11 protein-coding genes are annotated in these 13,528 nt (G+C 68.3%); 6 read left to right on the top strand and 5 right to left on the bottom strand.

Going from position 1 to position 13,528, the window contains the following annotated elements; translation table 11 throughout:
• Positions 1-226 precede the first annotated feature (226 nt).
• From AZOLI_RS28685 to AZOLI_RS28705, 5 genes are all read left to right on the top strand, one after another.
• Positions 227-1,333: an inositol-3-phosphate synthase gene (locus AZOLI_RS28685; protein ID WP_044553557.1), complete on the top strand. Its 1,107-nt coding sequence runs from the start codon at positions 227-229 to the stop codon at positions 1,331-1,333.
• A gap of 8 nt (positions 1,334-1,341) precedes the next feature.
• Positions 1,342-1,950, top strand: a complete 609-nt coding sequence (locus AZOLI_RS28690) for a histidine phosphatase family protein (RefSeq protein ID WP_014250165.1) — start codon at positions 1,342-1,344, stop codon at positions 1,948-1,950.
• Positions 1,947-2,732 (top strand): TIGR04290 family methyltransferase, encoded by a 786-nt coding sequence (locus tag AZOLI_RS28695; protein ID WP_014250166.1) that lies wholly within the window; start codon positions 1,947-1,949, stop codon positions 2,730-2,732. The genes AZOLI_RS28690 and AZOLI_RS28695 overlap by 4 nt, the downstream gene beginning before the upstream one ends.
• Complete coding sequence (locus AZOLI_RS28700) at positions 2,729-3,658, top strand: beta-xylosidase (protein WP_014250167.1); 930 nt, start codon at positions 2,729-2,731, stop codon at positions 3,656-3,658. Before AZOLI_RS28695 ends, AZOLI_RS28700 begins: the two co-directional genes overlap by 4 nt.
• 192 nt (positions 3,659-3,850) lie before the next feature.
• Entirely contained in the window at positions 3,851-4,942 is a 1,092-nt protein-coding gene (locus AZOLI_RS28705) for a potassium channel family protein (protein ID WP_014250168.1), read from the top strand.
• Here the strand turns inward: AZOLI_RS28705 and AZOLI_RS28710 are convergent.
• Positions 4,930-6,009 carry a saccharopine dehydrogenase family protein gene (locus AZOLI_RS28710; RefSeq protein WP_081506035.1) on the bottom strand — a complete coding sequence of 360 codons (1,080 nt, stop codon included), beginning with the start codon at positions 6,007-6,009 and terminating at the stop codon, positions 4,930-4,932. The two genes, AZOLI_RS28705 and AZOLI_RS28710, sit on opposite strands and share 13 nt — an antisense overlap.
• Positions 6,010-6,232: 223 nt before the next feature.
• Between AZOLI_RS28710 and AZOLI_RS28715 the strand changes: the two genes are divergently transcribed.
• Positions 6,233-6,988 carry a C40 family peptidase gene (locus AZOLI_RS28715; protein ID WP_014250170.1) on the top strand — a complete coding sequence of 252 codons (756 nt, stop codon included), beginning with the start codon at positions 6,233-6,235 and terminating at the stop codon, positions 6,986-6,988.
• Here AZOLI_RS28715 and cobA read toward each other — a convergent pair.
• From cobA to nirB, 4 genes are all read right to left on the bottom strand, one after another.
• A complete protein-coding gene (gene cobA, locus AZOLI_RS28720; protein ID WP_014250171.1) occupies positions 6,917-7,711 on the bottom strand; it encodes a uroporphyrinogen-III C-methyltransferase in 795 nt (264 codons plus the stop codon). The genes AZOLI_RS28715 and cobA overlap by 72 nt on opposite strands.
• A 166-nt stretch (positions 7,712-7,877) precedes the next feature.
• Positions 7,878-10,571, bottom strand: a complete 2,694-nt coding sequence (locus tag AZOLI_RS28725; protein WP_014250172.1) for a nitrate reductase — start codon at positions 10,569-10,571, stop codon at positions 7,878-7,880.
• Complete coding sequence (gene nirD, locus AZOLI_RS28730) at positions 10,564-10,926, bottom strand: nitrite reductase small subunit NirD (RefSeq protein ID WP_065814249.1); 363 nt, start codon at positions 10,924-10,926, stop codon at positions 10,564-10,566. Before nirD ends, AZOLI_RS28725 begins: the two co-directional genes overlap by 8 nt.
• Before the next feature lie 21 nt (positions 10,927-10,947).
• A complete protein-coding gene (gene nirB, locus AZOLI_RS28735) occupies positions 10,948-13,476 on the bottom strand; it encodes a nitrite reductase large subunit NirB (RefSeq protein WP_014250174.1) in 2,529 nt (842 codons plus the stop codon).
• Positions 13,477-13,528 lie beyond the last annotated feature (52 nt).

The raw sequence follows: 13,528 nt of genomic DNA on the forward strand, positions 1-13,528 counted from the left end.
TCCGCAAGTTGCCCAGGGCACCCTGTGCGGTTTTATTTCGGGACCGACTCGCAACTCCTTGGCGGAGTCACGACGGCCGCACTGTCGACGTTAACACCGCCGTTAAAAATTGCGCACCTTGTCCAAAAGGCGTGCCACCAACGACCGATCTTCCGATGATTCCTTTTCATGTCTACAAATAACCATGCTCCGTGGAGCGACGTGCATTTAAGGATGGGAGAGCTCCGTGACTGGTAAAAAGCTCCGGGTAGCAATCGCAGGCGTCGGAAATTGTGCATCGTCTTTTGTGCAAGGGATATGCTATTACGCCGATGCCAAAGCCAATGAGCCGCCCCCGGGGCTTATGACTGTCGATCTTGGCGGGTATCACGTTGGAGACATCGAGATCTCTGCGGCCTTCGATGTTGCAGCATCGAAAGTCGGGTTCGATGTCGGAGAGGCTATTTTCGCACCTCCCAATAATACTTTCCGCTTTGCCAAGCCCCCGCGCTTCGGCGTGCCGGTGGAGCGGGGTCCGACGCTGGACGGCATCGGCAAATATCTGGCCGGCGACATCCCCGAATCGGAGCAGCGGCCGGTGAATGTGGCGGAAACCCTGCGCCGCACCGGCACCGACATCCTGGTCTCCTACCTGCCGGTCGGGTCGCAGCAGGCCACGGAATTCTACGCCGAACAGGCGCTGGAGGCCGGCTGCGCCTTCGTCAACTGCATCCCGGTCTTCATCGCCTCCAACCCGGTCTGGGCGCGGCGCTTCGCCGAGCGCGGCCTGCCGATCATCGGCGACGACATCAAGAGCCAGGTCGGCGCCACCATCGTCCACCGCATGCTGGCCAACCTGTTCCGCGAGCGCGGCGTGCGGCTGGACCGCACCTATCAGCTGAATTTCGGCGGCAACACCGACTTCAAGAACATGCTGGAGCGCGAGCGTCTGGAATCGAAGAAGATCTCCAAGACCCAGGCGGTCACCAGCCAGCTCGACGTGCCGCTCGATCCGGACGACGTGCATGTCGGCCCCAGCGACCATGTGCCGTGGCTGACCGACCGCAAATGGGCGCATATCCGGCTGGAAGGCACCACCTTCGGCGGCGTGCCGCTGTCTGTGGAGTTGAAGCTGGAGGTCTGGGACAGCCCCAACTCGGCCGGCATCGTCATCGACGCGGTGCGCTGCGCCAAGCTGGCGCTCGACCGCGGCATCGCCGGCCCGCTGGTCGGCCCCTCCAGCTATTTCATGAAGTCGCCGCCCGAACAGTTCACCGACAATGAAGCACGGGAACGCACGCTGCGCTTCATCGCCGGGGAGCCTCTTGAGACCAAGCCGACCCGCCTGATGTGAGCGTCGGCATGGAAACCATCTTCATCCTGGTGCGCCACGGTTCGCACGACCGGCTGGGCTCGGTCCTGTGCGGCCGCATGGCCGGAGTGACGCTGAGCGCCCAAGGCTTGGTGGAGGCCGAGTCGCTGGCCGACCGCCTGTCGTCACAGCGCCTGACCGCCGTACTGTCCAGCCCGCTGGAACGCGCCGTCGAGACCGCCACCCCCATCGCGGAGCGGCAGGGCCTCCCCCTGACCATCGAACCGGCGCTGAACGAACTCGACCTCGGCGCCTGGAGCGGCAAGCGGTTCGAGGAGCTGCATAGCGACCCCGCCTGGGACCTGTGGAACCGGGCGCGCAGCCATGCCCGCCCCACTCCCGGTGAGACTCCAGGAGAGTCGATGGCGGAGGCGCAAACCCGGATCGCAGCATTGCTCGACCGGCTGCGCCGCGCCCATCCCGGCGGCACGCTGGCGCTGGTCAGCCATGGCGACATCATCAAGGCGGCGCTGGCCCACGCCATGGGCCTGCCGCTCGACTTTTACGGACGATTCGAAATCAGCCCGGCCTCCCGCAGCGTTCTGATCGCCGGCGATTGGGGGCTGAAGGTCCACAGCATCAACGAGGGTGCGGCATGACGAGCCTGACGGCCGACCAGATCCGCGAACGCGTCGCAGAACTCGGCGACTGGTTCCACAACATCGACCTCAACGGCGTGCGCACGGCGCCCGACCACTTCCTCAACGACTATCCGAACGTGAAGTGGAAGCGCTTCGAGCATGCGGTGCCGAAGGATCTGACCGGCCGCACCGTCCTCGACATCGGCTGCAACGGCGGCTTCTACTCCATCGAGATGAAGCGCCGCGGCGCCGACCGGGTGGTCGCCATCGACTTCGACGACCGCTATCTGGCCCAGGCCAAATTCGCCGCCGAGGTGACCGGCCAGGACATCGAATTCCACAAGATGTCGGTCTATGACGTCGCCAAGCTCGGCGAAAGCTTCGACGTCGTGCTGTTCATGGGCGTGCTCTATCACCTGCGCCACCCGCTGCTGGCACTGGACCTGATCCACGACCATGTCGCCAGGGATCTGATGATCTTCCAGTCGATGCAGCGCGGCTCGGCCGAGGTGGCGCCGGTGCGCACGGATTACGACTTCTTCGAACAGGATCACTTCGACGATCCCGGCTATCCGAAGCTGCATTTCATCGAACACGACTACGCCCGCGACTGGACCAACTGGTGGGCGCCGAACGCGGCCTGTGCCGAGGCGATGCTGCGCAGCGCCGGCTTCGCCATCACCGAGCATCCGGAACGCGAGGTCTATGTCTGCCGCCGGGTCGACCGCCCGACGGAGGCGGGGGCGGTCTATCCCGCCCAGCCGAAAGAAGACGCCGTGAAGAAAGGGACCGTGGGATGATCGAAGCCGCCAAGATCTGGAACGAGCCGAACAACAAGTCGCACTGGGATCCCAACCTCGACCCCGAATGGGACCTGTTCGCCCGCATGACAATCCTGGCCGGACAGGCGATCCGGGCGGAGAATTCCACCATCACCCGCGTGCTGGGCGGCATGTCTCCCATCGACCCGTCCTTCGTCCGCCGGCTCGACGAGCGCGGCGTGCTCGACGAGGTGGACGTGGTGGCGGTCCACGGCTTCCCGCTCGACTGGAATCTCTGGCAGATCCACGACTGGCCGAACAAGATCGACGAGATCCGCGCCGTCACCGACAAGCCGGTCTGGGTGACTGAGGCCGGCGTGTCCTCCTTCGGCGCCGAGGAGGTCCAGGCCTGGGGCGTCAAGCGCACCGCCGAACTGCTGATCGGCAAGGTGCCGCGCATCCACTGGTACAGCCTGTACGACCTGCCCAGCCATTGGGAGGCCACCACCCGCCACAAGGAGGCGGAAGGGTCGTCCTACTATCGCCACTTCCACATGGGGCTGCTGCGCGCCGACGGCATGCCGAAACCGGCGGTGGAGGCCTTCGCCCCCTATGCCGGGCAGATGGGCATCTGCCAGTGGTTCCATTACGAGGATCACCGGCTGGATGACGCGGTGGCCTGGCTGAAGCGGCTGGGAGTGCGGCACCTGCGCACCGGCCTGTCCTGGGCCGACAGCTTCCGCCCCAACGCGCTCGACTGGTTCGACCGCCAGATGGAGGCGCTGGCCGATTTCGACGTGACCGTCACCTTCTGTTTCACCCCCGAACACCGCGGCGTCGAACCCCACCACACCAGCCCGCCCCAGGTGGCGGAGGAGTTCGCCGAGTTCTGCGCCGCCATGATCCGCCGCTACGGCACCACGCGGACGGCCGATTCGGCGGCGTCGATGGCGGCGGTGGGGTAAGCCCTCGAGCGGTTCCGATGGAACGGTCACGGGGCCGCGGCTCTCCGCAGGATCGGTGCAGTCCATCGCCGCGACGGTGATGCCACGGGACGACCCGCCTTCGCCGATTGAAGGCGGGATCCTCGCGGCCGAAATGCGGTCTGGCGCGTTCAGACAGTGGACGTGAACGCGACAGACCCGGACGGACGGTCGATGGACAAACCGGCAGAGCGGCGGCTTCAGGACAGGCGCCGGGCGAAACCTTCCCTACGCAAGGGTCGGCTGCTCCATGTCCGTTCCGGCCTGTCGGCGGAAAAGACGCTGCTGGTGCGCATCGGCATCGTCATCGTGCTGCTCACGCTGGTCATCGCGGTGTTCTGGTTCGACCGCGACGGGCTGAGGGACAATCTGGACGATCACATCAGCTTTCCGGACATCCTCTATTTCGCCATGATCACGGTGACCACCGTCGGCTATGGCGACATCGTGCCGGTCAGCCACACCGCCCGCCTGATCGACGCCTTCGCCGTCACGCCGATCCGCATCTTCATCTGGTTCATCTTCCTCGGCACCGCCTACGAGTTGGTGGTGCAGAGGATCGTGGAGGAATTCCGCTTGAGCCGCATTCAGAAGCAGTTGCAAGACCACATCGTGCTGTGCGGCTTCGGGCACAGCGGGTTCATCGCCGCACAGGAAACCGTCGCGAAGGGCCATCCCGCCGACCGCGTCGTCGTCATCGACGATTCGGAGGACCGCATCCATCTGGCGGCCGAAGCCGGTTTCGTCGGCCTGCTGGGCGACGCCACCAGCGAGGACACGCTGATCAAGGCCTGCGTCGGCAAGGCCAAGGCGGTGATCGTCAGCACCGGGCGCGACGACACCACCATCCTGGTGGTCCTGACGGTGCGCCACCTGTCCGCCGCCACCAAGATCGTCGCCAGCATCAAGCAGGAGGAGAACATCAAGCTCGCCAACCTCAGCGGCGCCGATCTGGTGGTGTCGCCGCCCAGGATCGGCGGCTATCTGATGGCCGACGCGGTGGAGACGAGCCACGCCACCCCCTTCCTGTGCGACCTGATGTCGGCCGGCGGCAAGATGGTGCTGAGCGAGCGGCGGGCGGAAGCGGACGAGGTCGGCCGGACCATGGCGGAGATCACCGGCGGCATGGTGGTGCAGGTCCACAGCCATGGCCGCAACATCCCCTTCACCGAGCGCAACCGCTACATCATCCAGGCGCAGGACACGCTGCTGATCATCAGCCCGCCGGGGGACGGAAAGATCCCCTCTCCCGCTCACCCCCTGTAATGCCGGCCGAAGCGGTTGTTCAGAAAGGCGTCCAGCGGCACCTGTTCCTGCCGGATGAAGCCCGCCTGCGGGATGGAGCCCTCGCGCAGCAGGTCCAGCACGGCGCAGATGCCGGCGGCGGTGGTGACCTGGATGGCGCTCCAGCTGCGGCCGGCGATGGGCTTGCTGTAGATCTTGGTGGCGAAGGTCTCCTGCCGCAATTCGCCCTCCTGCATGCCGGTGGCGGTCGCCAGCACCAGAACCACGTCCTGCAGGGTCAGCGGCACCGCGGTTTCCAGCACGTCCTTCAGCAGGTGGCGCCGCTCGCCCAGCCGCAGGTCGCGGATCAGCAGGCGGACGATGTCGCGGTGGCCGGGATAACGCACCGTCTTGTAATCGAGGTTCCGCACCTTGCCGGCCAGCGTCTCGCACAAGGAGCCCAGCCCGCCCGAGGTGTTGAACGCCTCGTAATCGACGCCGTCCAGCGCAAAGCGCTCGTCGCCCTCCAGCGGCATCACCTCGTGCTGACGGCCGTCGATGATGGCCTCGCACGGGTTGCAGTACTCGTTGATCAGCCCGTCGGTGCTCCAGGTCAGATTGTATTTCAGGGCGTTGGTCGGGTATTGCGGCAGGGCGCCGACGCGCAGATGCAGGTTGTGCAGCTCGTCGAAGCGGCGGGCGAGGTCATGCCCGACGATGGAGATGAAGCCCGGCGCCAGACCGCATTGCGGGATCAGCGCGGTGTCGGCGGTCTCCGCCAGCAGCTTCACCTTGCGGGTGGCGGCGACATCCTCGGTCAGGTCGAGGTAATGGGCGCCGGCCGCGACGGCGGCAGTGGCGATGGCCGGGGTCAGGGTGAAGGGGCAGGCGCTCAGCACCGCATGCTGGCCGGCCATGGCGGCACGCAGCGAAGACGGATCCTCCACATCGACGCGCGTCACCCGCAGCCCGGCACGCTCGGCGCGGGACAGCAGCGCCTCGTCCCGGTCGCCGATGGTGACGGCGAAATCTTCGGTCTCGGACAGCAGCGTGCCGATCATCGACCCGATCTTGCCGGCACCCAGAACCAGAACCTTCATCGTTGCCATCTCTCCCGCTCCTCTGTTCAGCCTTGTGTGTTGGCGATTGGCTCGCACACAAAAGGTGTCGGCGGATGCGGCCGGGCAGAACCGGGCAATGCGCCGGGCGCGGTCGAGATTTCCGGCGGAATCACGGAATGGCCGTTGAAATGACGGATGCGCTTTATCCCTCGCGCCACCTCGGCAGCGGCGTTAAGGTCGCAGCCGGTTTTCCCATATCCGGCCCGCACCCATGACCATCCGCCAACTGACCGCCCCGCACGCCGTCCTGCTGGAGGAGCCGCAAAACGGCGTCCCCCAGACCAGCGAGATGATCCGCGGCGAGCGTTTCCGCATTCTGGAGGAGCGGGACGGCTGGCTGCGGGCGGAGAATGCCTTCGACGGCCATGCCGGCTGGCTGCCGCCGGGCACCCGGCATGCCGAGCCGGTCGCCCCCACCCACCGCGTGCGGGCCTTGCGCGCCGACCTGCACCCCGGACCGACGCATAAGGCGCCGCCGGTGGCAACGCTCAGCTTCGGGTCGCTGGTGACGCTGGATGGCCGGGCCGAAAACGGCTGGGTCGGCACCGACGACGGGCTGTGGCTGTTCGCGGGATGGCTGGAGCCGGCGGACGCCGCCCCGGCGGCCGACCACATCGCCACCGCCCTGCGCTTTCTGGAGACGCCCTATGTCTGGGGCGGGCGCAGCAGCTTCGGCATCGACTGTTCCGGGCTGGTGCTGACCGCCATGGCGGCGGCCGGGGTGGTCTCCCACCACAGCAGTGGGATGCAGCGCAAGGACGACCGGCTGGGGTCGTGGGTGTCCGACGATGGCCGCGATGTGGAGTATCAACGGGGAGATATCGTCTTCTTCCCCGGCCATGTCGGGCTGATGGTGGACGGGACGAAGCTGCTGCACGCCACCGTCTTCACCATGTCAGTCGTGATCGAGCCGCTGAGCGAGGTTGCCAAGCGCGCGGAGATCAATGGGGTCCGCCGTCCCGGCTAGGGCGTCCGCCGCCCCAACATGACGCGGACGTAGCGCCTCCCCGACCAGCAGCAGGGTCGGCCCCTTGCCGGCGGCCACTCCCTGCTCCGCCATCTCGCCGAGCGTCGTCCAATAACGCCGCTCGTCGGGCCGGCAACCATTCTCCACCGCCAGCACCGGCGTGTCGGCCGGCAGCCCGGCCCCGGTCAGCCCTTGCCCGACCGACCGCGCCTGTTCACGGCCCATATAGATCGCCAGCGTACCCTGCGGATCGGCCAGCCGCGCCCAGTCGGGCTCGAACCGCTCACCGTCGCGGCCATGGGCGGTGACGAAGGTCACGGCGCGCGACACCCCGCGCCTGGTCAGCGACAGGCCGGTGGAGGCGGCACAGCCAAGCGCCGCGGTGATGCCGGGGATGACGCGCACCGGAATGCCGAGGCTGTCGAGATGCTCGATCTCCTCGCCGGCGCGGCCGAACACCATCGGGTCGCCGCCCTTCAGGCGGACGACGCGCTTGCCACGCCGGGCATGGAAGGCGATCAGCGCATTGATCTCCCCCTGCGGCAGCGAATGCCGGCCGGACCGCTTGCCGACACAGATGCGCTCGGCCCTCGGATGGGCGAGATCCAGGATGCCGTCGCCGACGAGCGCGTCATAGAGCACGACCTCGGCGGCGGCGAGCGCCTTGACCGCCGCAACGGTGAGCAGGTCGGGGTCGCCGGGGCCAGCGCCGACGAGAATCACTTGCCCCCACCCTGACCCTCCCCCGCTGGGCGGGGGAGGGGATATGCGCTTGAGCGGGAGAGCGGCGGCAGTCCCTCCCCCGCTCAGCGGGGGAGGATAGGTGGGGGCACCGCCGCCAGCACCCGCGAACCGCGGGACCAAGAGGCGCGCCAACGCCGCGAGACCATCACGCCACTTCGCGCTGGTGAGCATGACGAAGCACCTCCTTGAGTTCAGGCACGCAGGAACCACAATTCGTGCCGGCCTTCAATGCCGCACCGATCTCCGCGACGCTGGTCAGCCGCCGGTCGCGGATGGCGCCGACCAGCCGGTTGATGCCGACGCTGAAGCAGGCGCAGACGATCCGCCCTTCATCGGCCTGCGCGCCCGGCGCCCGCCCGGCAAGCAGCCCGGCCCGCGCGCCGTCGTCCAGCCCATCCGCCTCCAGCAGACCGGCGAGCCAGCCGCGCGGCGGCAAACGCCCGTCGGCGGCGACGAACAGGCAGGCCTCCAGCCGGTCGCCGTCCATCCAGGCCATGCGCAGGCCGCCGCGCGCCTCGTCGCGGAACTCCACCGCCGCCCCGGCAGGGTCGAGGCAGGGCAGCCACGCCGTAAGGTCGGGAATCGCCCCCATCCCCGCCATCTCCACCAGATGCCCGCCCAGATTGCCGCTGCCCACCGCGCGCCGCGCCCAATAGCCGCCATGGGCGGGCTCCACCGGCCGGCGGGCCAGCAGGAAGGCGGTCCAGTCCGGCCGCCATGGTTCGACCGTCGCCGGCATCCGCTTCAGATCCGGCTGGCCGGAGACCGGGTCCACCGCCTCGTCGTCGATCAGCCGGCCGATGACGCAGGCGCCGGTGAAGCGGTCGGTCCAATGCATCGGCAGGAAGATGGTGCCTTCGCTCTGGGCATCGGTGACGCGCACCCGCGCCAGCGCCTCCCCCGCCGCCGTGGCGATGCGGGCCAGCCCGCCATCGGTCAGTCCCCGCGCCGCCGCATCCGCCGGGTTGATGTCCAGCCGAGGTTCCGGCGCATGCGCCGACAGCCGCGCCGACAGACCCGTCCGCGTCATCGTGTGCCACTGGTCGCGCAACCGGCCCGAGTTCAGCAGCAAGGCGCCGTCCGGCAGAGCGCGCGGCAGCGGCTTCGCCGTCACCGCCAGCATCCGGGCGCGCCCGTCCGCGGTGAAGAAGCGGCCATCGCCGAACAGCCGCTTCTGCGGCTCGCCGCCAGCGCGCCAGGGCCAGGGAAAGGGCGCCAGCGCGTCGTAACCGGCATCGTCCAGCCCGCTCAGCGCCCCGATGTCGAAGGCGCGCGCACCGCCATTCTCGAACGCCGACAGCGCGGCATGCTCGCGGAACACCGCGGCGGCGCTTTCATACGGAAAAGCGTCGGCGAAGCCCATCCGCCGCGCGACCTGGGTCATGATCCACCAGTCCGCCCGCGCTTCCCCAGCCTCCGCCTTGAAAGCGCGCTGGCGCGAGATGGTGCGGTCGGAGTTGGTGACGGTGCCGTCCTTCTCGCTCCAGCCCTTGGCCGGCAGGCGGATATGGGCGAAGCGGCCGGTGTCGGTGTCGCGGATGCAGTCGGAGACCACCACCGTCTCGCACCGCTCCAGCGCCCTGCGGACCCGGCCGGCATCGGGCATGCTGACGGCGGGGTTGGTCGCCATGATCCACACCGCCTTGACCGTGCCGGCCTCGATGGCGCGGAACAGGTCCACCGCCTTCAGCCCCGGCTTGTCGGCCATCCGCGGCGCGGTCCAGAAGCGGCCGACGCGGTCCACCTCTTCCGCCGTGAAGCCCATATGGGCGGCAAGCTGGTTCGCCAGCCCGCCGACCTCGCGGCCGCCCATGGCGTTCGGCTGCCCGGTGACGGAGAAGGGACCGCAGCCCGGCCGGCCGACGCGCCCGGTCAGGAAATGGACGTTCAGGATGGTGTTGACGGTGTCGCTGCCCTGGGACGACTGGTTGACGCCTTGCGAATAGACCGTCACCACCCGACCGGTCGCCGCGAATTCGGCATAGAAGGCGGCGATCTCCGCCTCGTCCAGCCCGCAGCGCCGCGCCACCGTCGCCACATCCGGCGCATCGGCGCGGGCAGCGGCCAGCGCCTCCTCCACCCCCTCGGCATGGGCGGCGGTGAAGCCGGCATCGCGATGGCCCCGGCTGTCCAGCCAAGCCAGCAGCCCGTTGAACAGCACCACGTCGGTGCCGGCCTTCAGCGCCAGATGGCGGTCGGCGGCATCGACGCAATCGGTCCGCCGCGGATCGACCACGACGATCCGCGTGCCGCGCTCCGCCCGCGCCGCCAGCAGCCGCTGGTTCAGAACCGGATGGCACCAGGCGAGGTTCGACCCCACCAGCACCACCAGATCGGCGCACTCGAAATCCTCATAGGTCCCCGGCACCGCGTCGGCGCCCAAGCCCCGCTTGTGCCCGACCACCGACGACGCCATGCAGAGCCGCGAGTTGGTGTCGATGTTCGCCGAGCCGATGAAGCCCTTCATCAGCTTGTTGGCGACGTAGTAATCCTCGGTCAGCAGCTGGCCGGAGACGTAGAAGGCGACCGAGTCCGGCCCATGCTGGGCGATGGTATTCGAAAAGCGGCGGGCCACCTCGTCCAGCGCCTCGTCCCACGACACGCGCCTGTCCCCGATCTCGGGATGCAGGAGCCGCCCGTCCGGCACCAGCGTGTCGGCCAGCGCCGATCCCTTGGAGCAGAGCCGCCCCCGGTTCGCCGGGTGGTCGGCATCGCCGCGCACGCTGACGGCGCCATTTGCCTTCACCGTCGCGATCACCCCGCACCCGACCCCGCAATAGGGACAGGTGGTCTTCACCTCCCGTTGTCCGCCGGAGGCAAGCTCCGCTCCGTCAAACATGGCCGCAGGCCTTGCGGCAGCCGCCGCGCGACAGCTTGGCCTCGCCGAGCGCGAGGGAGACGCTGCGCCCCTCGACCCGCACCGGAACATGGCCGGTGCGGCCCTCGTCGGGGGCGACGGCCTCGCCGGTTGCCAGCTCGATCACCCAGTTGTGCAGCGGGCAGGTGACGCGGCGGCCATGGACGATGCCCTGGGACAACGGTCCCTGCTTGTGCGGGCAGGCATCCTCCAGGGCAAAGACCTCGTCCAACGCCGTGCGGAACAGGGCGATATCGCCATCGGGCGTGCGGACGACGCGCGAGCCCAGCACCGGGATGTCGTCGATGCTGCCGACCTGGGTCCAGACGGTTTCCATAACGATGCTGTCCATGATCGGTTACCCCACTTCGGCGAGCAGATTGAATTCGTGACGGTCGACGCCCTTGGCGGCACGCTCCGCCCACGGGTCGTCCTGCGAGAAGGTCTGCGAGAACAGGAAGCGCGCGTTCAACGCCCGGCGCCGCTCCGGATCATCGACCAGCGCCGCCTTGATGTGGTCGAGGCCGACCCGCTCCACCCAGGGCGCGGTGCGCTCCAGATAGCGGGCCTCCTCGCGGTAGAGCTGCATGAAGGCGCCGGTGTATTCCAGCACCTCCTCCTCCGTCGCGACGCGGACCAGCAGGTCGCAGGCCCGGACATGCAGGCCGCCGTTGCCGCCGACATGCAGCTCATAGCCGCTGTCGATGCACACCACGCCCAGATCCTTGATGGTGGCCTCGGCGCAATTGCGCGGGCAGCCGGACACCGCCAGCTTGACCTTGTGCGGGGTCCAGGTGCCCCAGGTCATCCGCTCCAGCTTCACGCCCAGCCCGGTCGAATCCTGCGTGCCGAAGCGGCACCATTCCGACCCGACGCAGGTCTTCACCGTGCGCAGCCCCTTGGCATAGGCGTGGCCGGATACCATCCCGGCGGCGTTCAGATCCGCCCAGACCGCCGGCAGATCCTCCTTCTTCACGCCGAACAGGTCGATGCGCTGGCCGCCGGTGACCTTCACGGTGGGGATGGCGAACTTGTCGACCACATCGGCGATGGCGCGCAGCTCGGCGGCACTGGTCAGGCCGCCCCACATGCGCGGCACGACCGAATAGGTGCCGTCCTTCTGGATGTTGGCGTGGGCGCGCTCGTTGATGTAGCGCGACTGATAGTCGTCCCGGTACTCGCCCGGCCACGCACACAGCAGGTAATAGTTCAGCGCCGGCCGGCAGGAGGCGCAGCCGTCGGGCGTCGTCCATTCCATCGCCTGGAACACCTCGGCCATGGTCTTCAGCCCACGCTCGACGATGGCCGCCCGCACCGCGTCATGGCTGTGGTGGGTGCATTTGCACATCGGCTTGACCTTCGGCGCCGCGGTGAAGCCGTCGCCCAGCGTCACCGCCAGCAGCCGCTCCACCGTGCCGGCGCAGCCGCCGCAGGAGGCGGACGCCTTGGTGTGCGCCTTCACCTCGTCCAGGCTGGTCAGGCCCTTCTCGGTGATCGCCTTGACGATGGTGCCCTTGCAGACGCCGTTGCAGCCGCAGATTTCGGCAGAATCGGGCAATGCCGCGATGGCGGCGTTCGGGTCACCGGCATCGGCGCTGCCGAACCCCTGCCCGAAGATCATCGTGTCGCGCTCGGCCGAGATGTCGGCGCCATCCTTCAGCAGCGAGAAGTACCAGGCGCCGTCCTTGGTGTCGCCATACAGCACGGCGCCCAGCAGCTTGCCGTCCTTCAGCACCAGCCGCTTGTAGATGCCGCGGGCGGCATCGCGGAACACGATGTCCTCCGTCCCCTCCCCTCCCGAGAAATCGCCGGCCGAGAACACATCGACGCCCGTGACCTTCAGCTTGGTCGAGGTGACGGAGCCGGTGTAGGCCGCACCCTCCCCACCCGCGAGGTCATGGGCCAGCACCTTCGCCATCTCGAACAGCGGGGCGACGAGACCCCAGGTGACGCCGCGATGCTCGACGCATTCGCCGACCGCGTAGATCGACGGATCGCTGGTGCGCATCTGGTCGTCCACCCGGATGCCGCGCCCGCAGTCCAGCCCGGCCGCCTTGCCCAGCGCCATGTTGGGGCGGATGCCCACCGCCATGACGACGATGTCGGCAGGCAGTTCGCGCCCATCCTTCAGCCGCACCGCGCCGACCCGGTCCTCACCGACGATTTCGGCGGTATCGGCCCCGGTCAGCACCTCGATGCCCCGGCGCTCCAGCTCGCGCTGCAGCAGCATGCCGGCCGACGGGTCGAGCTGGCGTTCCATCAGCGTCGGCATCAAATGGACGACGGTGACCTCCATCCCCTTGACCCGCAGCCCGTTGGCGGCCTCCAGCCCCAGCAGCCCGCCGCCGATCACCACGGCGCGGCCGCCCTTCGCCGCCGCCGCCAGCATGGCGTCCACGTCCGCCAGATCGCGGAAGCCGATGACGCCCGGCAGGGTCGATCCCGGCACCGGAATGATGAAGGGCATGGAGCCGGTGGCGATCAGCAGCTTGTCATAGGGAACGACGCGGCCGGATTGCGAGACGACCGTCTTGCTCGCGCGGTCGATGCCCTCAACCGGCTCGCCGGTCAGCAGGGTGATGCCGTTGGCGTCGTACCAATCGCGGCTGTTCAGCACGATCTGGTCGAAGGTCTTCTCCCCCGCCAGCACCGGCGACAGCATGATGCGGTTGTAGTTCGGATGCGGCTCGGCCCCGAAGACGGTGACCTCGTAGCGGCCCGGCGCCTTGGCCAGCAGCTCTTCCACCGTCTTCATGCCGGCCATGCCGTTGCCGACCACCACCAGCCGTTCCCTGGCCGGACCGGCACTGCGCAGTTCTGCCTCGTTAAGTTCGACGGCATCGGATTCGACGGCGGGCCCGTTGTTCGATGAGAGATGCATGTCCATGGCGCGTCTGCCTCGTCTATCGTGTCCGGCCTGCTGCAAAGTCAGGCACGGG

Source organism: Azospirillum lipoferum 4B, from assembly GCF_000283655.1.
Lineage (GTDB): Bacteria > Pseudomonadota > Alphaproteobacteria > Azospirillales > Azospirillaceae > Azospirillum > Azospirillum lipoferum_C.

Coding starts and splice junctions, on each gene's coding strand:
- AZOLI_RS28690 (WP_014250165.1), top strand. CDS start 1,342: ATGGAAACCATCTTCATCCTGGTGCGCCACGGTTCGCACGACCGGCTG.
- AZOLI_RS28695 (WP_014250166.1), top strand. CDS start 1,947: ATGACGAGCCTGACGGCCGACCAGATCCGCGAACGCGTCGCAGAACTC.
- AZOLI_RS28700 (WP_014250167.1), top strand. CDS start 2,729: ATGATCGAAGCCGCCAAGATCTGGAACGAGCCGAACAACAAGTCGCAC.
- AZOLI_RS28705 (WP_014250168.1), top strand. CDS start 3,851: ATGGACAAACCGGCAGAGCGGCGGCTTCAGGACAGGCGCCGGGCGAAA.
- AZOLI_RS28710 (WP_081506035.1), bottom strand. CDS start 6,009: ATGGCAACGATGAAGGTTCTGGTTCTGGGTGCCGGCAAGATCGGGTCG.
- AZOLI_RS28715 (WP_014250170.1), top strand. CDS start 6,233: ATGACCATCCGCCAACTGACCGCCCCGCACGCCGTCCTGCTGGAGGAG.
- AZOLI_RS28725 (WP_014250172.1), bottom strand. CDS start 10,571: ATGTTTGACGGAGCGGAGCTTGCCTCCGGCGGACAACGGGAGGTGAAG.
- nirD (WP_065814249.1), bottom strand. CDS start 10,926: ATGGAAACCGTCTGGACCCAGGTCGGCAGCATCGACGACATCCCGGTG.
- nirB (WP_014250174.1), bottom strand. CDS start 13,476: ATGGACATGCATCTCTCATCGAACAACGGGCCCGCCGTCGAATCCGAT.